Here is an 18,979-nt window from a genome sequence, read left to right as displayed (position 1 = left end):
AAACCAATGCGCAAATGAAATTTTGTTATCAATCTTGGAGATAAGCTAAAAGAAGTCCCCAAACTCAAGGTACTCCCCCAAGTTCCTCATTCCCATTCATCGATAAAGGTACCTGTGGACAAGACGGCAGCATTTGTATTCAATACAGCTTCGTTAATCGATTTCAAGAAACATAAAAAAGGCAACACCCATAAGGGTTAGTTGCCTTCTTTTACTATAAGTTGCGCCACACACTCCACATGTGTCGTCTGCGGGAACATATCCACCGGCTGCACTTCGAGTGTCTTAAATCCGCCATCCTCCAAAATCCTTAAATCCCTCGCCAGTGTAGATGGATTACAGCTTACATAGACTACACGTTTAGGCTTCATTTCGATAATGGTTTGGAGCAGGGCTTCGTCACAGCCTTTGCGGGGCGGGTCGACGACGATCACGTCTGGCGTGATGCCTTGCTCTTTCCATTTCGGAATGACAACTTCGGATTCCCCAACAGCAAACTCGGCGTTATCGAGACCGTTCAGCTCGGCGTTTCGTCTGGCGTCTTCGATAGCCTCCGGCACGATTTCCACGCCGTATACCTTTTTCGCTTTTTGCGCCAGGAAAAGTGAAATGGTTCCAATGCCGCAATACGCGTCAATAACGGTTTCGTCCCCTGTCAGCTCCGCGTATTTCAGGGCCTGGTCATACAGGACCTTCGTTTGCTGCGGGTTGATCTGGTAGAACGAACGGGCCGAGATTGCGAATTGGATGTCGCCGATATAGTCGTAAATGTATTCCGAGCCCCAGAGAACCTTCGTTTCGTCGCCAAAAATAACATTGGTTTTTTTCGTGTTGATGTTTTGCACGACCGACTTCAGCTGTGGTAGGGCGTCCACAATGTCTTCCACGATTTTTTTGCGGTTCGGCAAATCCTTTCCGTTGGTCACGAGGACCATCATGAGCTCGTTTGTCGTTTTGCCGAAGCGGGCGATCACATGGCGGACCATGCCTTTATGGCGCTGTTCATCATACGGCGTGATGCCATACTTGTTCAGGATCTCTTTGACCACCTGGATCGCTTCATCCGCGGTATCGCCTGTGATAATGCAGGTATCCATTTCCACAATTTCATGGCTGCGCTTTTGGTAGAACCCCGTGATGAGACGGCCTTCGCGTTCACCAACCGGTACTTGCGCCTTGTTGCGGTAGCGCCACGGCTCGTCTCCCATGCCAAGTGTCGGGAGCACCGGGACATTTTCAATCTTGCCGATGCGCCGCAGCACATCTTTCACCTGCTTGCGCTTAAACTCCAACTGTCCCGGATAGGACAAGTGCTGAATTTGGCAGCCGCCGCAGCCCTTTTTATAAACCGGGCATGGCGGGTCCACCCTGTCCGGACTTTCTTCTGTCACTTCCATCAACCGGCCGAAGCCGTATCCTTTTTTCAAACCAACGACCTTAACCATGGCACGCTCGCCCGGCAGGCCGTTCGGAACAAACAACGGAAATCCATCTACCTTCGCCACACCCGATCCGTCATGGGTCAGGTCGGTGAATTCCACTTCATATAATTGATTTTTTGAGACCGGCGCTTTCGCCTTTGCCATTGTACATCGTTCCTTTATCTTCAGTTCTTTCCTGATTGTAGCATACCTGCCTCTTCTTAAACGATCGTTTAATGAAACGTTTGTTTAACATACTCTCAAGTATACCCTTATGCCAAGTGCCGTAACGGGCAAAAAGAAAAGATGAGACTCTCTTATAGAGTCCCATCCTCTGTAATTTGAACGCGGTCTTTTGGCACAAGCATCTGGAAATGGTGGCGAAGGTTAACAAATTCGCCCGGCAGAAGTCCGCCGAATTCACCATCCAGGTTGAGCTGCATTTTATCCGTTGGCCGGACCTTGACCCGGTTTGCTTTTGTGTAGATGACATGGTCATCATTCACATGCTCCCCGCGCAAAGCAAGGGTGGCGATACGAACAAATTCAGCCAGGTTCGTTTTTTTCAAAATGATAAGGTCAAACATGCCGTCGTTGAACTCCGACGTTGGCGCGAGTTTTTCAAAACCGCCGATGGAGTTCGTGTTCGCCACGAGAAACAGCATGATTTCACCCTGAAACAGCTTGCCGTCATACTCGATCTCAACATAGGTCGGACGGATGGATGGCAGCATCTCGATTCCTTTTAGGAAATACGCGAGCTGGCCGATCATCGTCTTCAGCTTGCTTGGCACTTCATACGTGAGCTCGGTAATTCGGCCGCCGCCGGCAATGTTGATAAAGAACTTATCGTTTACCTTTCCGATATCCACAGGAATCTCTGCACCCTGGCAGAGCACGTCGCATGCCCCTTCAATCGTACGCGGAACACCCAGCGCACGGGCAAAGTCGTTCGTCGTTCCGGCCGGAATGATGCCGAGCTTCGGACGCTCTTCCAGATCCGCGAGCCCATTGACCACTTCATAGATCGTTCCGTCACCGCCAGCGGCAATGACAAGGTCAAATCCGCGCTCACCGGCAAGCCTGGCCGCTTTTGTGGCAGAGCCTTCCTCGGCTGTCGTGGCATGGGTGGACGTTTCATAGCCTGCAATTTCCAAACGTTCTAAAATATACGGAAGCTGTTTTTTGATCGCTTCTCTTCCGGATGTGGGATTGTATATAAGTCGAGCACGTTTCATAGTTTCACCTGATTTGTTTTTTCTAATGATTTGTTTATTAACATGATATGCCTGAACCAGAAAAACAGCCCAAACCTGGACTGCTTAATACCATCTCTTATTATAGTGATTCCCCTTCAAAAAAGCAAAACCGAAAAAAGGAAATATTTATGAAATTATTTTCAGTCCAATCGCTGCGGCAACGACCATGGACATGAATAATATCCGCTTCCAGTCCCGGGACTCTCCGTAAAAAAGCATGCCGATGAGCACGCCGCCGACCGTACCGATCCCGGTCCAGACCGCATAGGCCGTTCCCATGGACAGGCTTTCCATTGCCAGCGATAGAAACGAGAAGCTGCATACAAAACCGAGAATGAGAACGAGGATGGACACGAAGTTTTTCTTTCTGGAGATCCGGTTCATCCCGATCACACCCAGCACTTCAAACGATCCGGCAATAATGACATAGAGCCAGCCCATTATACTTCACTCCCCTTCGCTTCAGGTTCTCCGGTTACGGCTTTTAAACCCATCACCCCGACAAGCAACAGCGCGATTAACGAGACTTTCGCCCAGCTGAACGGCACCCCGAAGAACAGCATTTCCGCAAGTACGGTTCCCGCTGTCCCGAGTCCGGTAAATACCGCATACACCGTTCCGACCGGCAACTTATTTAAACATGGAATTAATAGAAAGAAGCTCACAACGATCACAAGACCAGTTGCGGTCCACTCGAGCGGTGTTTCCGCATGCTTCAGCCCGCTCACCCAGAGCACTTCAAGCAATCCTCCCATAATCACCAAAAACCAATATCGATTCATTTTCCTTCACCTCTTAATTGAATAACGCACGTTCATACATATACCAGGATGACTCCAGCCGATCCTCAGCCCGGTCGTTTCCGCCGTACAGCAACTCGACAAACACTCCGTCTAAAAGCGCAATATACGCTTTGGCGGCCTGTTTAATGTCCAGGTTTTCCAATTCGGGATGCTGTGCCTTCGCTTCCTCAAACTCCTGAAGCAGCAAGTCTTCCATCTGATCCAGATAGCGGTATACGTATTCGATGATCTGCTGCTGTAAATGTTCCGGCGGAAAAAATGACGTCCGGAGCCAGAACTTAGCCCGTTCATCCTGTTCGTAGCTTTCCTTCTGCAGCTTCAGATATCCATACAGCTTCTCCTTAAAGGATTGGCCGCCCTTTTTTATATAATCGACCGCCTGCTCCCATTCGTTCTGGACCGCCTCTTCGGTTACAGCCAAAAACAATTCATCCTTGTTTTTAAAATGGGCATAGATGGAGGGTTTCTTGATCCCCACATCGGCCGCAATCATGGCGAGTGATGCCCCGCTGTATCCGTGATTGGCAAAATGAGTGAGCGCCACGGCTTTAATTTTATCTGCTGTCACATTTATCACCTACCTACCGTTCGTTAGGTAGGATTTTCTCACAACCTTTTGCCGTTGTCAATGGAATCGCTTTAGGAAGGTTTTTACAAAGTAAGATAGAAAATAATGAAGGGAACTTAAAAAAGGAGAGAAAACTGATGACCACTATAAATCTTACCTATCGTTTTTCCAATCGCTTTGACTTTCCGCAATTGACGGAACTTGAAAACTTAGTGTGGAACACAGAGAACACACCGGCAGAGATCCGCTACACCTCTACCGAAGAATATGCACAGCACTGTCCGGAAGGCAGCCAGCTGCTCGCGCTATCCGGTGACCGGGTGTGCGGTGCTTTTTCCTACCGCATCCCTACACACCTTGAGAGCAACCAGCATGTCGCGGAATTGGCTCTTGCTATCCATCCGGATTTTCAGGGACAGGGAGTGGCCCAGGCACTGATGAAAGAAGGCGAAGATTGGATGAAGCGCCTTGGCAAAACCAAGCTTTCGCTTCGGGTCATGGCCACCAACCCACGAGCGATCCGTTTTTATGAAAAATGCGGATTTATCCGCCAGGGAGTACTGGTGAACGAATTTCGCATTAACGGACAATATGTGGATGACGTTATGATGTATAAAATGCTCGATGACTAGGGCAGAACTGAATGTACAGCCCCCCGGAGCGGAAAAGAGTCTGTTGCTGAAGTTGCTCTGGCTGTGTGTTTCTTCTTCATGATACTGAGGAAATTCTCTGGATTAAACCATTTCTCAATGCACATAAAAACGAGGCCCCCTTCAACTGGATGCCGGTCGATCGCATCAACACTCGCACGTTTACGATCAGCGTAGGGATTATTTTTCTTTTGATTTTGACGCTGTGCTTTTATATCACCAAAAACTTAGGGGAACGCCGGCCCATTTTCCGGCTGCTCACTGCCGTACTGGTTATGAATGGACTCACCCATGTGCTGCAGGCGATTTATTTTACCGGATACACACCCGGTGTGGTCACCTCAGTGCTTTTGATTTTTCCATATGCCTATTTCGTCTGGAAAAACAATTCCATAAAGGGCTGGATACTTGCGAAGTATCTGGCGGCGGGTTTCATTATTCAGATCCCGCTCGCACTTGGCGCAGTCATTGCGGGCACCCTGATTTTTCAATCGTGAACAATTTGCGGATGTTGAAGGCTTTCCCTTGTTTTAACAATAGGTAACCGATACTATTAATATGTGAAAAGGCACTTATTTGTTTTTTGAAAAGGAGGAAATTTCGTTGTTCAATATTTTTTATCAATCGCATACCGGTTCATGGGCGATTCTGATCATCTTGTTCCTGATTACATACTTCACAAGACAAAAAGTGACGCTCATGCTGCAGCGCCTCTTTTACCTCATCATGATCGTGTCCGGCGTGGGTATGCTCGCCCAGCTGAACTTCCCGCTTCATTATGTAATAAAAGGAATCCTCGCCATCGTGCTGATCGGCGTCATGGAAATGATGGTGGCCCGCAAACGCAAGGGCAATCCGATGGCAGCGATGTGGATCGTTCTCATCATCCTGTTCGCGCTCGTACTGCTTTTGGCTTATAACGTTATTGGATAATCAAAAAAATCCGGCTTCCTCTTAATAGAGGGCCGGATTTTTTCGTTTACTTTTGTGATTTGTTTATGCCGGCCCATCTTTTTGCATCCGACATATGAATGCCAAACTGATCCAATGCCCGGTATACAATATGATTAACAACATCATCAATGGTTTCCGGATGGTTATAAAATGCAGGCATAGGAGGGAAAATGATTGTTCCCATGCGTGATAGTGACAGCATGTTTTCAAGGTGAATATCATTAAGAGGCGTCTCACGCGTTAACAATAATAACTTTTTTCGCTCTTTTAATATAACATCCGCTGCGCGTGTGACCAGGTTATCTGCTATTCCCATACGGATCGATGCCAGTGTTTTCATACTGCACGGTGCCACAATCATTCCGTCCACTTGAAAGGAACCACTGGATATTTTGGCTCCCAAATCTTTATATGAATACGTATAATCGGCCAGCTTCTCCACTTCCTGCGGAGTATACGTTGTTTCTACTTTAATTGTCGCAGCGGCCCATGAAGACATGACCAGATGCGTCTCGACCTCAGTTTCTTTCAGAAGCTCCAGAAGCCGGATTCCAAAAATAGCCCCTGTCGCTCCTGACATTCCCACAATTATCTTCATCTATCGTTCTCCTTCTTTTATCAACGAGTCTATATATACCTTATCACGATCATTATACATACAGGCTTATTATAGTCATAATTGCAGGTAAATGACATCCCGTGCTCCAACTTCACCTATCTCACCCAGATAAAACCCACTAAAACCACAAAAAAGAACGCCTATAGCGCTCTTTTTTCAAATCCAAGCTGAACTCGAAACTTTACCGGCCAGCTTCCCTTTATTTGTAATCTAACCTCTCCCCGTTGGAGGCAATGACTTCTTTATACCAGAAGAATGACTTCTTCCTTTTCCGTTCAAGGGTTCCGCTGCCGTCGTCCTGCTTGTCGACGTAAATCATTCCGTACCGTTTGGAAAATTCGCCGGAAGAGGCACTCACCAGGTCGATGCAGCCCCAGCTCGTGTACCCCATAACCTCAGCACCGTCTTCAATCGCTTCTCCCACCGCTTTGATGTGTTCCCGCAGATAGTCGATGCGGTAGTCATCCTGGATGGAGCCATCGCCTTCCACTTTGTCATACGCACCCAGCCCATTTTCCACAATGAACAGAGGAACCTCGTAGCGGTCATACAGTTTATTCAAGCTGATACGCAGGCCTTCAGGGTCGATTTCCCACCCCCAGTCACTCGCTTTCAAGAAAGGATTTTTCACACCGCCAATGATGTTACCTTCGGATGCTTCCCCTCCAGTCTTCTCCTTCTTTTCTGTGCGGGACATATAATAGCTGAAACCGATATAGTCCACGGTCCCTTCTTTTATGAGCTCAAGATCGCCGTCCTGGATGTCCAGCTCGATACCGTGTTCTTTAAAATAACGCTTCATGTACGATGGATATTCTCCGCGGACCTGCACGTCTGCGCAGAAGTAGTTGAACAGGCGCTCTTCCTCATAGGCATACATCACATTTTCCGGGTTACTGTCATAGGAATAGACCGGCGCAAACAGGATCATGTTGCCAATTTTGGCTTCCGGAATGATTTCGTGGCATGCTTTAACCGCAATCGCACTCGCCACAAATTGATGATGAAACGCCTGGAATGTCGGCTGGTACTTATCCTCTTCCTTTTGAATCGCGAAACCCAGTCCCTGGATTGGCATGAACAGGCCGCTGTTGATTTCATTAAACGTCATCCAGTACTTCACGGTATTTTTATACCGGTTGAAAATAGCATTTACGTACCTCTCAAAGAAAGTGACCACCTGCCGGTTTCTCCAGCCGCCGTATTCCGTTACAAGGTGGAGCGGCATCTCATAATGCGAGATCGTCACAACCGGCTCAATCCCATGCTTATGAAGCTCGTCAAAGACACGGTCATAAAACGCCAAGCCTTCTTCATTGGGCTCCAGTTCATTACCGTTCGGAAAAACCCGGGTCCAGGCAATCGAAAGCCGGAATACTTTAAAACCCATTTCCGCAAACAGCGAAATATCTTCTTTATACCGATGATAAAAATCAATCGCCTCGTGGTTCGGATAACGGTACTTATCCTGATGGACCTTAAAATCAAAACCCGGATTAAGCAAAATATCATACCGTTCTTTTCCGCCTGGAAGAACGTCAGCAATATTTAAACCTTTTCCTCCTTCGCCAAAACCGCCTTCAATCTGGTTGGCAGCTGTTGCTCCTCCCCATAAAAAGCCTTCAGGGAACGTGTATGTTTTCAAATGGATGACCTCCGTATCTATGGTTAACACTTGTTATGATGTGTTTTTTACAGTGTTCAATACGCTTTATTAAAATCGTAACGTGATTCGGCAGGAAAATAAACGGGAGACAGATATTTGGTTTTGTATCACACGGAGAATCACTTGTGACTGGAATGTCACACTGTGTTACATAAGGAGCTATTGTGGTAGGATGAGGATATAGGACATAAGGAGATTTGAAGCCATGTTATTTTCAAATGAAATGATTGCTTCGTTTAATGAGCTGGAAATGGCTCTATATAACTATATATCACAGCACAGCGGGAAAGTGGTATATATGCGAATCCGTGAGCTCGCTGATGAAACGCATGTCTCGACCGCTACGATTCTTCGCTTTTGCAAAAAATTAAATTGTGCCGGTTTTTCCGAGTTCAAAGTTAAGCTGAAAATGGAGCTGGAACAAACGAAAAAAGCGAGACTCAACAGCCCTCAGCAATCCGTCGTGGAGTTTTTCGAGCGCACGTTAAAAGGCGATCTCGATGAGAAAATTAAAGAAGCGGCAGAACTCGTGCTCGAGGCAAATAATGTGATATTCATCGGAATCGGAAGCTCGGGAATTCTTGCCGAATACGGCGCACGTTATTTCTCCAGCCTGGGGAAATTTTCGCTGTACATTAAAGATCCCCACTTTCCGATTCATTCAAAACTTACGGCCAACAGTGTGGCCATTGCCCTGTCCGTATCCGGGGAAAACCCGTTCACTGTCACTCATCTTCACCAACTGAAACAGGAAGGCATCAAAATCATCAGCATCACGAATCAAAAGCTCTCCACCGTGGCCAAACTATCGGACCTCAACATTCCGTATTATGTCACCGAGGAATTTGTGGAGCAGTCCAATATCACCACACAAGTTCCCGTAATCTATATCCTTGAATCGATCGCCCGTGAAATTCATAAACAGCTCACATAAAAACAGATCCTGTAGAGCAGGATCTGTTTCATTTTATCCCCAGCTGTTTTTCGTTTTGGATTGGTACTGTTTGAGGAGTGTTTTGCGAATTCCTTCCGATAACGCATCGGCCGATAATGCTCGCTCAAGCTTAACTTGGTTAAACCGGTCAAAAAACTTCACGTCATTTATCAGTGAAACCGGAACTTGTACTGGATGCGGCTCAAGTAACACCAAGTTATCAGCGGGCGAAATGAACCCCTCTTTCAGCACCCTGAACAGGAAGCCTGTATAGCCTGTGTCCCTCATCCGACCACCATATCCGGCACTTCATACTTTGCCGCAAGCTTGTAACACGGATTACGGGGTTCAGAAACCTGAATCACCGCTTCTCCATATGTGAACATATCTCCAATATGCGCATTCTCTTCCGTCAAGCCTTTCACGGTAATATTTTCGCCAAAAAGAGCAGTCTGACTGAAATTCTTTAAAATATCACTCCAGTACGGATAGTAGTCGTAAGGATATAAGCATAGCGCTTTATCCTCTCCCCCATGATGTTCATAAGCCTGCTCATCACCTGCTAATCCGATTTTGCTTAGAAAAATACACTCTTGAACCGCCTCTTTCCGGATCGCCGACTCAAAGGTTCGTTTTCCATAGGTTAGCGTTTCAATTTTTCCTTCATTCAATGATTGAACTGTGTAGGTTTGCTGGTTCATTAAAACCTCATCTCCTTATCATTGAAACTCAGGCTCTTTCATCAATTTTTGAAAAAATTCGTTCTTCGCGTCCCGGTAGGCTTCCATATCTTTTCCCTCAAACTGCATTTTAAGGTCATCATACTCTTTTCTGTATTCTTCCTTTCGCAATAAAACGTCCCGGAATTTCCAAAAGAAATCGAATTCGGAGTCGATTACTGTGAGTTGTACACCAAGCGGCGGGTCGGTGGAATCGTCCTTTAATGCCCTGAAGCTCTCCGTTGCCACACTGCCTTCGTTAATTTCATACCGTTTAGACAAGGCTGCCAAGGCTTTAGGAAAATCTTCGGGCAGAACGCGTACCTGTATGTCGAGATCCCCCTTGGTTATACAGTTGGGAATCACCGTACTCCCCACATGCTGGACATCCGCACGTGGAAGTTTTTCTTGGATTATTTTTTTATGTAGTGAAAATGTCTGTTCTGCCTTTTCTTGAAAGACAGTGCTGTGTGAAAAATGAACGTGTTCCATCAATTTCTCCCTTAATTTATGTATAAGATTTTCCAATAGTTTAGCACATCCTGAAAAAAAACAAGATGACATATGTCCTTCCGGCTAGCACCCAAAGGCTCATAGGAGGCATCGTATAATTGTTCTCCGCCTACATAAAACATTTCTTTATTGCTCACAAGTTTGCACAGCAAAAAGGACCCTGTATGAAAGAGGGTCCTTTCTATATTTTATTATCTACTTCTTACTAGTTTTTGCTCCTCAATCGCAAATATACAATCTCCAACGCGCTCGATGAACATTCGATCATGTGATACAAGTGCAGCAGCATATCCACATGCGGAATGCCGTCTTCCATAAATACATCCGAAATTGTCCGGAAGCCGTGTTGAGACTCAGGCTCCTGGGAAAGGTGAAGATGTTCCATCAAACCTCCACCTACAAACCTTGCAAATGTGAAGTGCTGTTTGAAAATCTAATAATCCTCTTATCTTGGTAATAATCAAGAAGGTGTATCCCCGTATAATCCGTGTGAAACCATATATTATTTTCCGTGGGCAATTCCAGAAAGCTTTCAACAATTTGAGTAATCATGCCGCCATGAGTAACTATCGCAATCCTGCTGAAGTCACCGCTTTTTAATTTAATAAAGGATAAAACCTCTTGACCGCGTTTTCTAAACGCCAATCTATCTTCCGTGTTCTGCATTTCAATCAGATCGTCTAAGTATTCTACTGGACAACGAGTGGAGTGAGATAACATTTCTGCTGCTTGTTTTGCTCGTTTCAGTGTACTGCTCCATATTAATTCCGGCGGGAATTCGTACAATACCCTTTTGGCCATTTTCTGAACCTGTAAGACTCCCTTTTCAGTTAACGGTAAATCTGTGGAACCTACATAACCCTCATCCAAAAAGTCGTCTTCTGATTCGCCATGGCGAATTAATAGAATTTGCATAAGAACCTCTCCCTTTTCTCCTGCTAGTTTCTTAAGGCGAGACGCAAAATAGTCTTTTAAGGTTATACCAACAAAATAGTTCTACATATTTATGTAAAATCCTGTAACATACAAAGAACTGCTCTGGAAGGGAGCAGTTCTTCGTTCCTTATCTATTTGCGTTCTTCTGCAGCAGCATATCCACATGCGGAATGCCATCTTCCATATACACATCTGAAATCGTCTGAAATCCGAACGAGCTATAAAACTTCTCCAAGTAGTGCTGCCCCTGGATTTTGATCGTATCTTCGTTTAGTTCGTTCAATGTGAAATCAATGCCTCTCTGCAGAAGTTCCTGTGCGAGCCCCTGCCCTCTATACTCTTTTTTAACAATTACACGGCCGAGTGAGGCTTGTTCGTAAGATACACCTGCTGGCAGAATTCGCAAATAGGCTGCGATTTCGCCATCCACTTCTGTGTACAAATGATAGGAAGACAGATCCTTGCCGTCTACTTCAAGGTACGGACAGTTTTGTTCGACGACAAAGATTTCCGTCCGCTCTTTTAAAATGCTGTATAATTCACGGGTCGTTAACTCATCAAATGTTTTTAGTTTCCAGCTCATGATGCTTCTCCTTTATTGATTGATTAGTGATGTTCCGAGATAAATGGCCGTACCCCACATGACGAATGCGGAGATTTTATTCAGCAACGCCATGACTCTCCCCGACTTGTCGATCTTTCCGAGCATATTTCCGGCAATCCCTAACCCTAGGAACCACAGCCAGGAAACCACGATACAGGATAGCCCGAACGCAATTTTTGCCGTTCCTACATAGTTTAAGGAACTGGTTCCGATGACGCCTACTGTATCCAGAATCGCGTGCGGGTTCAGCAGGGATACTGATAGCGCAAAGGCCATCTGCTTTTTCGGTGACAGCACATTGATTTTCTCATCCTTCACCGGCCGTGGGTTGCTTCGCCAGGTCACGACACCCATATAAAGTAAAAAAAGGATCCCAAGGATGAACAGAACGGTTTTGATCCAAAAGGATCCGAGAACAACAACAGAGACCCCGGCAACAGCCAACGTAATCAGCAGGGTATCACAAACAGAAGCTGTCAAGATGACCGGCAGCACCCGGCTAAATCTTGGTTGAACCGCCCCCTGGTTGAATACAAATATATTTTGCACGCCGAGCGGCAGAATGAGGCCGAATGCCAAAATAAAACCATGAAGTGTTGCCTGTAGCATTGCTCTCCTCCTAAATTAAGGTTACCTTTACTTTATAGGAATCGGAGGCATTCGTCTCCATCCAATTGGAACGGTATCGAACCAACCAATTTGCAACGCACGGCAAGGAGAAATGAACCATGATGGAAACACGCTGGCTGCCGGTGAAAGGATCGGGGACCTCCCTTCATCAGCAGATCTATGATCATATCAAACTAAAAATCGAAAACGGCGAGTGGACCGTCGGAACAAGAATTCCGGCTCAAAGAGAACTCGCTGCCCAATTCAAGGTCAACCGGAGCACGATTGTCTATGCGCTTGATGAACTGACCGCCGACGGCGTGATCGAATCTAAGATCGGAAAAGGAACCTTCGTCGTCAACAACACGTGGAGTTTGCTCGCCTCAGCCCCACCGCCCGACTGGAACAGTTATGTTAAATCCGGTGCGTATCAACCGAATATCCAGACCATCCAGGACATCAACCAGGCGGAAGCAAATCCCGATATAATTCGGCTCGGCACCGGGGAATTATCTCCTGACTTACTGCCTATTGAGCAGACAAAAGCTCTTTTTCAGCGAGAATCAACTTCACCTTTTTCGATGGGCTACCCAGAGCCAAAAGGCGATCCTCATTTACGAGAATTAGTAAGTATGTACTTAAAGAAAAAGGGCATTGAAGCTTCGCCTTCATCCATCTTGATTGTATCCGGCGGACTCCAGGGACTGCAGCTGATTTCGTTGGGTTTGCTGCACCGGGGCTCTACTATTTTTCACGAAAACCCGTCATATTTGAATTCCGTCCACGTCTTCCAGTCAGCAGGTATGAACCTGCATGGCATACCGGTCGATGATCAGGGAATGATAAGCAGTTCAATCTCCCGGCTGAAGAAGTTGTATAATGGAGCATTGCTTTACACCACTCCTTCCTTTCATAATCCGACAGGAATTCTGATGTCTGAATCGCGGCGAAACGACGTACTGAACATCTGTACGAGCGAAAAGCTGCCGATCATTGAGGATGATGTGTACGGGGATTTATATTTTACAGAACCGCCTCCCCCGCCGCTAAAATCGAAAGACAGTCAGGGACTGGTTGTCTATATGGGGAGCATGTCCAAAACGTTGGGGCCAGGTCTTCGAATCGGCTGGGTGGTCGGACCGGAGCCGGTCATCAACCGGCTGGCCGATATCAAAATGCAGACGGATTACGGCTCCTCCTCCCTCTCGCAACATGCGGTATCTCAGTGGCTTGCGAGCGGGCAGTATGAAAACTATATCAAAGACATCCGTCAGAAATTGAAAAACCGACGGAATTTTATGCTGGAGATCCTGAATGCCCATTTCAAAGACATCGCCACCTGGACGGTTCCAACTGGCGGATTCTTCATCTGGCTGAAGCTGACGGCAAACCTCTCAATGGAAAAACTATTTAAAAAAGCCCTTCAGGAATGTATTTTGCTGAACCCCGGAACGGTGTATGACCGAAGCGACCAGCTGCACCTTCGCCTGTCGTATGCCTATGCCTCCCTTCCCCAATTGGAAAAGGGACTGGTGCGGGTGGCGGAGATGATCAAAAAAGGATAGGGGGGATTGGATGATTCATGATTTAAAAGGTAATTCTGAAATGGGGCCGGTTGCAGGAATGCTTTTCGCCATGGTAGAGGGCAACTATCAACGGTTAACGTCCATTATTGCCGGAATGACCCAGGAAGAGCTTGATTACAAAGGCCCAAACGAAGAGTATAACAGCACAGCCCAACTGCTAAAACATTTGGCTTACGTTGATCTGAACTGGGTTTTTAGAATAAAGGGTGAAGCTGTTTCATTGGAACTCGAAGAGAAATATGGACCGATGCTGGACGAGAACCGCCAATTGCCGCAAGTAAAAGGCATTGCTCTTGATGTACTTATTCGTAATTATGATGATGTAATCACTAGGATGAAATCCCTATGCTATGAGTTGACAGACAAAGGATTAAATCAAAGGGTTGAGTATGAAAACGGCAACGAAGCCACGATTAAATGGGGGATTTGGCACATTGCAGATCATAGCAGATATCATCAGGCACATATTAACCAATTGCGGAAATGGTTTAAAGAGAGTAATAGCGTAAAATAAAAGGATTGCGGCTGCAATCCTTTTATCATTTCTTTTACTTCAAGTTAAACATCCCTTTTCCTGTGTTCATATCGATTGGCAGTGAGGAATGTTCATGGGTGATTAGCCAGGAGTCCTTTTCTTTTCGCAGGCCGAAGGTAAAGCGATTGGTGATTTGCCGAAGCATCTCTCCTGACTCTTCATGGTGAGCCGCAAAAGTAACCGCGCAATGGATGAAGGCAAGATTTGAATTTTCCTCCACAATCAGATCATTAAAACCAACGTTGAGGAAAACTCCATCTGCTTTTAAACCCTTGAACCACTCGGTGACACTTTCTTTCCATGGAACAATCCCCCTGCACTCCCAGTTTCCCCAGCAATCATAAATATGGACGTCAGGAGCATAGCCGGATAGAAATCTCTCCACATCTTTTTCATAAACAGCCGATTTGTAATTGTCGAGAACGTCCTGAACAACCCTCATACTCACTGTCATACATTCATCTCCTAATAAAGCTTATTTAATACTTTTCGATAGGCTATCCGATAATCCCTTTGCCTACTATTATCCTGTAGGCATCCTGTAAATCTTTAGCGATCCGCCGCCCGGCCCATAAACTTCCCCATGTCGGTACCATCCATATCGTTCATAATAGTTTTGAAGATCGGTCGCGAGATAAAGATGAGAATAACCCTTTCGGCGCGTTTCTTTAACGGCGTGTTCAAGAAGCTGTGCGCCTAAATCTTTTCCTCTATATTCTGGTGATACATATAAACAAGCGAGCCATGGAGTTAAATCTTGTCGGCTGTTGAGATCATTCCGCAGCAAAGCAACTGTCCCGACGATCTGATCATCGACTAACCCTATGTAAAACCTCGGCAACTCTTCATCCGTCTTGCAGGAATGCTTGATGCAGTCCTGATAAAAAACGAAATTATCTCCATTGCCCCACTGCTTCCAATACGTGTTGACTGTAGAATCAAACAAATCCATCCGTTGTTGGACTTCAACGATTTCCATGGAACCACCTCCCAGCCTTTTACATTCTGCATCCCTTCCATCTTCTCCTTTTGCAAAACAGGCAAAAATGCTATACGTTATGAATAGCTAATTACACAACAGGAAAGGACGAAGCATCAATGAACGCGAAACGAATTACAACAAACCAAGGGTTAGAGCACGCATTCTCCATCCGAAAAAAGGTGTTTGTCGAAGAACAGGGTGTTCCGTTGGAGGACGAGTTTGATGAGTTTGACCAGTTGGACGGCCGCTGCGAGCACATCCTGGCTTACTATGAAAACCAGCCGGCAGGAACGGGCCGCCTCCGGTGGGTGGACGGTACCGGCAAGCTCGAGAGAATCTGCATTCTGGAATCCTTCCGTAAATTTGGACTGGGAAAGGTTATCATCAAGGCATTGGAGGATATTGCAGCAGGCAAGGGGACAAGCAGGGTCAAGCTGCACGGCCAAACACAGGCAGAAGGCTTTTACCACAAACTCGGCTATCAAACGTCCTCCGATGTTTTTATGGAAGACGGCATTCCCCATCTTTTGATGACAAAAGAATTGATTTCAGGAGCTTAGGGATAGAGGTTAATTGAAAGGAGCGATGTATTGTGAGTGGGAAAGAAAAGATTTTTTATGAACGCGGAACAGAGGAACTGAAATTAAAAACGACGGTTGCTCAAAAACTGGTACGGGAATTGAATCATTGTGACATCGAAGACGAAGAAAAGAAAGACGAAATCATTAGGGAACTGTTTGGAAGCGCCGGCGAAAAACCCAGCCTTGAAGCTAATTTCCAATGTGACCTTGGCTACAATATTCACGTGGGTGACAACTTCTATGCGGGCTATAACTGCACCATTTTGGATATGGCAGAAGTCAGAGTGGGACACAATTGCATGATCGGTCCCAATGTGGGAATCTATACGGCAGGTCATTCCATCACACCGAAAGACCGGAATAAGACTGGATATGCCATTCCCATTACCATCGGGAATGACGTATGGATCGGCGGAAGCTGTGTCATTCTGGCCGGTGTGACGATTGGTGACCATTCCATTGTGGCAGCGGGTTCTGTTGTGACGAAAGATGTTCCCCCAGATACGGTTGTGGCTGGAAACCCAGCAAAAGTAATTAAATCTATATAAAACAAAAAAGGCAGCGCAATTAGCTGCCTTTTCCAATGGTCTATTCACATTGAAAAGTCTTCCCTCAACAATCCCATCACGACCGTATCGTAATACTTCCCGTTAATATAAGAATGGTTTCTTAAACGCCCTTCCACTTCAAATCCGCACTTTTCATATGAGCGGATCGCTCTCTTGTTTCCGCTCCAGGTGTCGAGTTGAATGCGTTCCAAATTCATCGTTTGGAATAAAAAGCGGATGAGGATTTTCATCGCATCTGTCCCGTAGCCTTTGCCCCAATACTCTTTGTGGCCGATCCCGATTCCCACCGTGCAGCGCCTGGCAATCATGTTCAGTTCCCGGTAGCCAATGGATCCAATATGTTCCGGAGTATCTTCCAGGGCATAAATGGAAAACTCTCCTTCTTCCCGTTTATCCAGTTTGATGATCGATTGCTCATAGTCCGCTTCAATTTTTTCCATTGGCACATTGCTGAGGCGAAAGAAACCTGTACCGGCCTCGAGCCGCGCCGTTTCCTCGTCATTTCGCCAGTTATAGGTTTTTTTAAAATCGTCGAGTGACACCGGCCGCAGTTCGACCTTCAGTCCAGTCATCATGAATAACATCCCGTCCTTTTATTCGTTTTTTACAAATGGTGATCTGGCCATAAACACGATTCATGCGTACCATAAGCGTCACATCCCTTCAGAAAAATAAACTCCTCTATTTACTATTCTTATTTCAGCAAAGATTCCCTGCTGTTTCTAAAAAGCGACTTCAAAATCGTCCACTCTGACTGCTGTACCGGTGATTTGGATTTTCATTCGATTGTCCGATTTCGTGACTTGCACCTTCACACGCCCGTCCCTTTCGATTTCCTGCCCCTGTTCGACTAGCAGGTGTATAGGGCTTTCCGCTTTTTGATCAATGAAAGCTGCATAATAAGCCCCCATGACACCCGAAGCCGTTCCGGTCACAGGATCTTCAATGGTCCCTGAGTAAGGAGATGAAAAATGCCGGCCGTGCATGTCTGCGTCTTGATCAAAAGTCTCAAGGCAAAATGGGTGCACCGAGGCATGGGGCATTTCTTTTAGTATGGAAGGAAATCTTTCATTGTCCGCCTTCATTCTCTTGAATGCATCCAAGCTTTTGATTGGGACTAAAAGCGTCCAGTTCCCGGTGCTTCCGTATGTAATTGGCAAATTGAAGTCCATATCATCATGTTCAATCCCCAGTGAATGGGCCAGCTCCTCGATCGAGCCGTTAAAATCCCTGAACTCAGGTGACGCTTGCTGCATCGTAATTATAATGTCCTGCCCGTCAGAATGGACTTGAATCGGCAAAACGCCTACATTCGTTTCCATCTGCAGATCTGTCTTGTCACCAAGCAGCCCCTTGGTTTTCAACGCAAAAAGAGTCGCCATCGTCGCATGGCCGCAAAGATCGGCTTCATGTCCAGGGGTAAAGAACCTCATTTTCAAGTCTGCACTCTTTGAACGGACGGGAAAAGCCGTTTCGTTAAATCCTACTTTATGTGCGATTTCCTGCATCTCTTCCTCAGTTAGCTCATCGCCGTTCAGTACAACGCCTGCCGGATTGCCTTTATGAGGCACCTTGCTGAACGCTTCGTAATGATACACCTTAACTGTCTTCACGTTTTCATTCCTCCTCTTAGTCCATAAACGAACCACAGGTTAAATTGGCGATGGTTCCCGTCATTGCGCTGGCATGGTCAGAAGCCATTAAACAAGCGGCATTGGCTACTTCATTCAACTGTGGTAATCGCCCAAGTACTGTACCGCCTTCCATATAGGCCTTCACGCGGGCCACATCACCGCTCCATGTTTCCGGGATAGCATCCGGCCGCAGACAAACAACACGCACACCCGCCGGGCCAACTTCGCCTGCCAAGCTGCGGGAAAATGCTTCAATCGCAGCACATGCGGTAGAGAAGCCTCCGGTCAAATGGTATCTGCGGTCACGCCCTGACAGTACAGATGACGAAGAAGAAAGCGTCAAGATTACCCCGGATTTTTGCTGTACCATGTGGCGCGCCGCAGCTGTCCCTGTCAGGAAATGCGTTTTGATCCCTGTCAGTACGGGCATCGTAAAATCCTCGGCGGGCATATCCAGCAGTGGTGTCCCCTGCAGATCCCCACGAATCCATATGGCGTTGAAAGAAATGTCGATCCTTCCTGCTGTTTGCAGGATCTCATTCAGATGCTTCCCGATGGCCTCCGGATTTAGTCCATCGACTTGTGCGGCTTCAGCTGTTCCACCTTCGCTTTTAATTTCTTCTGCCACTTTTTGAAGGGAACTGAGGGTGCGTCCGGCCAGAAATACCCGAGCCCCTTCCCTCGCAAAAGCCTTGGCAACCGCACTGCCGATCGACCCGGCTGCCCCGTAAACCACTGCATTCTTGTTTTCAAGCAACATTATGAATCCCCCTGTTCAAACGTTTTTATATGTCGGATAATCCTGAAGTCATGATGGATGTGGGTAAAGCCGCAGAT

The 18,979-nt window shown here is 46.5% G+C and carries 27 protein-coding genes; 8 read left to right on the top strand and 19 right to left on the bottom strand.

What is annotated here, in order from left to right; all coding sequences use genetic code 11:
- Positions 1–197: 197 nt before the first annotated feature.
- The 5 genes from rlmD to BLT53_RS17650 all read right to left on the bottom strand — a co-directional run bounded on the left by rlmD (position 198) and on the right by BLT53_RS17650 (position 4,051).
- Positions 198–1,586 carry a 23S rRNA (uracil(1939)-C(5))-methyltransferase RlmD gene (gene rlmD, locus BLT53_RS17670; protein WP_090237063.1) on the bottom strand — a complete coding sequence of 463 codons (1,389 nt, stop codon included), beginning with the start codon at positions 1,584–1,586 and terminating at the stop codon, positions 198–200.
- Between the two features lie 152 nt (positions 1,587–1,738).
- Positions 1,739–2,659 (bottom strand): diacylglycerol kinase, encoded by a 921-nt coding sequence (locus BLT53_RS17665; RefSeq protein WP_090237061.1) that lies wholly within the window; start codon positions 2,657–2,659, stop codon positions 1,739–1,741.
- Positions 2,660–2,806: 147 nt separating this feature from the next.
- Positions 2,807–3,121: a DMT family transporter gene (locus BLT53_RS17660; protein WP_090237060.1), complete on the bottom strand. Its 315-nt coding sequence runs from the start codon at positions 3,119–3,121 to the stop codon at positions 2,807–2,809.
- Positions 3,121–3,462 carry a DMT family transporter gene (locus BLT53_RS17655; RefSeq protein ID WP_090237058.1) on the bottom strand — a complete coding sequence of 114 codons (342 nt, stop codon included), beginning with the start codon at positions 3,460–3,462 and terminating at the stop codon, positions 3,121–3,123. Before BLT53_RS17655 ends, BLT53_RS17660 begins: the two co-directional genes overlap by 1 nt.
- A 13-nt stretch (positions 3,463–3,475) precedes the next feature.
- Entirely contained in the window at positions 3,476–4,051 is a 576-nt protein-coding gene (locus tag BLT53_RS17650; RefSeq protein ID WP_090237057.1) for a TetR/AcrR family transcriptional regulator, read from the bottom strand.
- A 137-nt stretch (positions 4,052–4,188) separates the two neighbouring features.
- On the opposite strand from BLT53_RS17650, the gene BLT53_RS17645 reads away from it, so the two are divergent.
- From BLT53_RS17645 to BLT53_RS17635, 3 genes are all read left to right on the top strand, one after another.
- Entirely contained in the window at positions 4,189–4,683 is a 495-nt protein-coding gene (locus BLT53_RS17645) for a GNAT family N-acetyltransferase (protein WP_090237055.1), read from the top strand.
- A gap of 65 nt (positions 4,684–4,748) precedes the next feature.
- Complete coding sequence (locus tag BLT53_RS17640) at positions 4,749–5,198, top strand: HXXEE domain-containing protein (protein WP_090237054.1); 450 nt, start codon at positions 4,749–4,751, stop codon at positions 5,196–5,198.
- A gap of 106 nt (positions 5,199–5,304) precedes the next feature.
- Positions 5,305–5,634 carry a DUF1516 family protein gene (locus tag BLT53_RS17635; RefSeq protein WP_244520495.1) on the top strand — a complete coding sequence of 110 codons (330 nt, stop codon included), beginning with the start codon at positions 5,305–5,307 and terminating at the stop codon, positions 5,632–5,634.
- Positions 5,635–5,680: 46 nt separating this feature from the next.
- On the opposite strand, the gene BLT53_RS17630 is transcribed toward BLT53_RS17635, so the two are convergent.
- A complete protein-coding gene (locus BLT53_RS17630; protein ID WP_090237052.1) occupies positions 5,681–6,253 on the bottom strand; it encodes a non-oxidative hydroxyarylic acid decarboxylases subunit B in 573 nt (190 codons plus the stop codon).
- A 220-nt stretch (positions 6,254–6,473) separates the two neighbouring features.
- Complete coding sequence (locus BLT53_RS17625; RefSeq protein WP_090237051.1) at positions 6,474–7,919, bottom strand: glycoside hydrolase family 1 protein; 1,446 nt, start codon at positions 7,917–7,919, stop codon at positions 6,474–6,476.
- A 226-nt stretch (positions 7,920–8,145) separates the two neighbouring features.
- Between BLT53_RS17625 and BLT53_RS17620 the strand changes: the two genes are divergently transcribed.
- On the top strand, positions 8,146–8,874 hold the full coding sequence (locus BLT53_RS17620; protein ID WP_090237049.1) for a MurR/RpiR family transcriptional regulator: 729 nt from the start codon (positions 8,146–8,148) through the stop codon (positions 8,872–8,874).
- 33 nt (positions 8,875–8,907) lie between these two features.
- On the opposite strand, the gene BLT53_RS25735 is transcribed toward BLT53_RS17620, so the two are convergent.
- From BLT53_RS25735 to BLT53_RS17590, 7 genes are all read right to left on the bottom strand, one after another.
- On the bottom strand, positions 8,908–9,162 hold the full coding sequence (locus BLT53_RS25735; RefSeq protein ID WP_342027876.1) for a 3-alpha domain-containing protein: 255 nt from the start codon (positions 9,160–9,162) through the stop codon (positions 8,908–8,910).
- The gene (locus BLT53_RS25730) at positions 9,159–9,575 is read right to left on the bottom strand and encodes an MOSC domain-containing protein (protein ID WP_342027875.1); all 417 of its coding nucleotides are present in this window, start codon (positions 9,573–9,575) and stop codon (positions 9,159–9,161) included. Before BLT53_RS25730 ends, BLT53_RS25735 begins: the two co-directional genes overlap by 4 nt.
- A gap of 18 nt (positions 9,576–9,593) precedes the next feature.
- Positions 9,594–10,085 (bottom strand): GrpB family protein, encoded by a 492-nt coding sequence (locus BLT53_RS17610; protein ID WP_090237047.1) that lies wholly within the window; start codon positions 10,083–10,085, stop codon positions 9,594–9,596.
- Between the two features lie 226 nt (positions 10,086–10,311).
- A complete protein-coding gene (locus tag BLT53_RS17605; protein ID WP_090237046.1) occupies positions 10,312–10,491 on the bottom strand; it encodes a hypothetical protein in 180 nt (59 codons plus the stop codon).
- 11 nt (positions 10,492–10,502) lie between these two features.
- Positions 10,503–11,021 carry a phosphoglycerate mutase family protein gene (locus BLT53_RS17600; protein WP_090237044.1) on the bottom strand — a complete coding sequence of 173 codons (519 nt, stop codon included), beginning with the start codon at positions 11,019–11,021 and terminating at the stop codon, positions 10,503–10,505.
- A gap of 148 nt (positions 11,022–11,169) precedes the next feature.
- Entirely contained in the window at positions 11,170–11,625 is a 456-nt protein-coding gene (locus BLT53_RS17595; RefSeq protein WP_090237042.1) for a GNAT family N-acetyltransferase, read from the bottom strand.
- A 12-nt stretch (positions 11,626–11,637) separates the two neighbouring features.
- Positions 11,638–12,255, bottom strand: coding sequence for a LysE/ArgO family amino acid transporter (locus tag BLT53_RS17590; RefSeq protein ID WP_090237041.1), 618 nt, complete (start codon positions 12,253–12,255; stop codon positions 11,638–11,640).
- Positions 12,256–12,377: 122 nt separating this feature from the next.
- On the opposite strand from BLT53_RS17590, the gene BLT53_RS17585 reads away from it, so the two are divergent.
- Both BLT53_RS17585 and BLT53_RS17580 read left to right on the top strand, forming a co-directional pair.
- Positions 12,378–13,820: an aminotransferase-like domain-containing protein gene (locus tag BLT53_RS17585; RefSeq protein ID WP_425284719.1), complete on the top strand. Its 1,443-nt coding sequence runs from the start codon at positions 12,378–12,380 to the stop codon at positions 13,818–13,820.
- A gap of 10 nt (positions 13,821–13,830) precedes the next feature.
- A complete protein-coding gene (locus tag BLT53_RS17580; protein ID WP_170834417.1) occupies positions 13,831–14,355 on the top strand; it encodes a DinB family protein in 525 nt (174 codons plus the stop codon).
- A gap of 34 nt (positions 14,356–14,389) precedes the next feature.
- Here BLT53_RS17580 and BLT53_RS17575 read toward each other — a convergent pair whose 3' ends face one another.
- The gene (locus tag BLT53_RS17575; protein ID WP_090237038.1) at positions 14,390–14,830 is read right to left on the bottom strand and encodes a YybH family protein; all 441 of its coding nucleotides are present in this window, start codon (positions 14,828–14,830) and stop codon (positions 14,390–14,392) included.
- Positions 14,831–14,899: 69 nt separating this feature from the next.
- Positions 14,900–15,355 carry a GNAT family N-acetyltransferase gene (locus BLT53_RS17570; protein WP_090237037.1) on the bottom strand — a complete coding sequence of 152 codons (456 nt, stop codon included), beginning with the start codon at positions 15,353–15,355 and terminating at the stop codon, positions 14,900–14,902.
- A gap of 119 nt (positions 15,356–15,474) precedes the next feature.
- Here BLT53_RS17570 and BLT53_RS17565 point away from each other — a divergent pair, with 119 nt between their 5' ends.
- Both BLT53_RS17565 and BLT53_RS17560 read left to right on the top strand, forming a co-directional pair.
- Positions 15,475–15,918, top strand: a complete 444-nt coding sequence (locus BLT53_RS17565; protein ID WP_090237035.1) for a GNAT family N-acetyltransferase — start codon at positions 15,475–15,477, stop codon at positions 15,916–15,918.
- A 32-nt stretch (positions 15,919–15,950) separates the two neighbouring features.
- Positions 15,951–16,487 (top strand): sugar O-acetyltransferase, encoded by a 537-nt coding sequence (locus BLT53_RS17560; RefSeq protein ID WP_090237033.1) that lies wholly within the window; start codon positions 15,951–15,953, stop codon positions 16,485–16,487.
- Between the two features lie 44 nt (positions 16,488–16,531).
- Here BLT53_RS17560 and BLT53_RS17555 read toward each other — a convergent pair whose 3' ends face one another.
- The 3 genes from BLT53_RS17555 to BLT53_RS17545 form a co-directional block, all read right to left on the bottom strand.
- Positions 16,532–17,083 (bottom strand): GNAT family N-acetyltransferase, encoded by a 552-nt coding sequence (locus BLT53_RS17555; protein ID WP_090237032.1) that lies wholly within the window; start codon positions 17,081–17,083, stop codon positions 16,532–16,534.
- Positions 17,084–17,230: 147 nt separating this feature from the next.
- Positions 17,231–18,121, bottom strand: a complete 891-nt coding sequence (locus tag BLT53_RS17550; protein WP_090237030.1) for a PhzF family phenazine biosynthesis protein — start codon at positions 18,119–18,121, stop codon at positions 17,231–17,233.
- A 16-nt stretch (positions 18,122–18,137) separates the two neighbouring features.
- Entirely contained in the window at positions 18,138–18,902 is a 765-nt protein-coding gene (locus tag BLT53_RS17545) for an SDR family NAD(P)-dependent oxidoreductase (RefSeq protein WP_090237029.1), read from the bottom strand.
- Positions 18,903–18,979: the final 77 nt, after the last annotated feature.

Source organism: Fictibacillus solisalsi (genome assembly GCF_900103485.1).
Classification (GTDB): domain Bacteria; phylum Bacillota; class Bacilli; order Bacillales; family Fictibacillaceae; genus Fictibacillus_C; species Fictibacillus_C solisalsi.
The sequence above is the reverse complement of the archived record's forward strand: the minus strand, read 5'-3'. Positions and strand labels throughout refer to the sequence as shown.

Coding starts and splice junctions, on each gene's coding strand:
- rlmD (WP_090237063.1), bottom strand. CDS start 1,586: ATGGCAAAGGCGAAAGCGCCGGTCTCAAAAAATCAATTATATGAAGTG.
- BLT53_RS17665 (WP_090237061.1), bottom strand. CDS start 2,659: ATGAAACGTGCTCGACTTATATACAATCCCACATCCGGAAGAGAAGCG.
- BLT53_RS17660 (WP_090237060.1), bottom strand. CDS start 3,121: ATGGGCTGGCTCTATGTCATTATTGCCGGATCGTTTGAAGTGCTGGGT.
- BLT53_RS17655 (WP_090237058.1), bottom strand. CDS start 3,462: ATGAATCGATATTGGTTTTTGGTGATTATGGGAGGATTGCTTGAAGTG.
- BLT53_RS17645 (WP_090237055.1), top strand. CDS start 4,189: ATGACCACTATAAATCTTACCTATCGTTTTTCCAATCGCTTTGACTTT.
- BLT53_RS17630 (WP_090237052.1), bottom strand. CDS start 6,253: ATGAAGATAATTGTGGGAATGTCAGGAGCGACAGGGGCTATTTTTGGA.
- BLT53_RS17620 (WP_090237049.1), top strand. CDS start 8,146: ATGTTATTTTCAAATGAAATGATTGCTTCGTTTAATGAGCTGGAAATG.
- BLT53_RS25735 (WP_342027876.1), bottom strand. CDS start 9,162: ATGAGGGACACAGGCTATACAGGCTTCCTGTTCAGGGTGCTGAAAGAG.
- BLT53_RS25730 (WP_342027875.1), bottom strand. CDS start 9,575: ATGAACCAGCAAACCTACACAGTTCAATCATTGAATGAAGGAAAAATT.
- BLT53_RS17610 (WP_090237047.1), bottom strand. CDS start 10,085: ATGGAACACGTTCATTTTTCACACAGCACTGTCTTTCAAGAAAAGGCA.
- BLT53_RS17605 (WP_090237046.1), bottom strand. CDS start 10,491: ATGGAACATCTTCACCTTTCCCAGGAGCCTGAGTCTCAACACGGCTTC.
- BLT53_RS17600 (WP_090237044.1), bottom strand. CDS start 11,021: ATGCAAATTCTATTAATTCGCCATGGCGAATCAGAAGACGACTTTTTG.
- BLT53_RS17595 (WP_090237042.1), bottom strand. CDS start 11,625: ATGAGCTGGAAACTAAAAACATTTGATGAGTTAACGACCCGTGAATTA.
- BLT53_RS17590 (WP_090237041.1), bottom strand. CDS start 12,255: ATGCTACAGGCAACACTTCATGGTTTTATTTTGGCATTCGGCCTCATT.
- BLT53_RS17585 (WP_425284719.1), top strand. CDS start 12,378: ATGGAAACACGCTGGCTGCCGGTGAAAGGATCGGGGACCTCCCTTCAT.
- BLT53_RS17580 (WP_170834417.1), top strand. CDS start 13,831: ATGATTCATGATTTAAAAGGTAATTCTGAAATGGGGCCGGTTGCAGGA.
- BLT53_RS17575 (WP_090237038.1), bottom strand. CDS start 14,830: ATGACAGTGAGTATGAGGGTTGTTCAGGACGTTCTCGACAATTACAAA.
- BLT53_RS17570 (WP_090237037.1), bottom strand. CDS start 15,355: ATGGAAATCGTTGAAGTCCAACAACGGATGGATTTGTTTGATTCTACA.
- BLT53_RS17565 (WP_090237035.1), top strand. CDS start 15,475: ATGAACGCGAAACGAATTACAACAAACCAAGGGTTAGAGCACGCATTC.
- BLT53_RS17555 (WP_090237032.1), bottom strand. CDS start 17,083: ATGATGACTGGACTGAAGGTCGAACTGCGGCCGGTGTCACTCGACGAT.
- BLT53_RS17545 (WP_090237029.1), bottom strand. CDS start 18,902: ATGTTGCTTGAAAACAAGAATGCAGTGGTTTACGGGGCAGCCGGGTCG.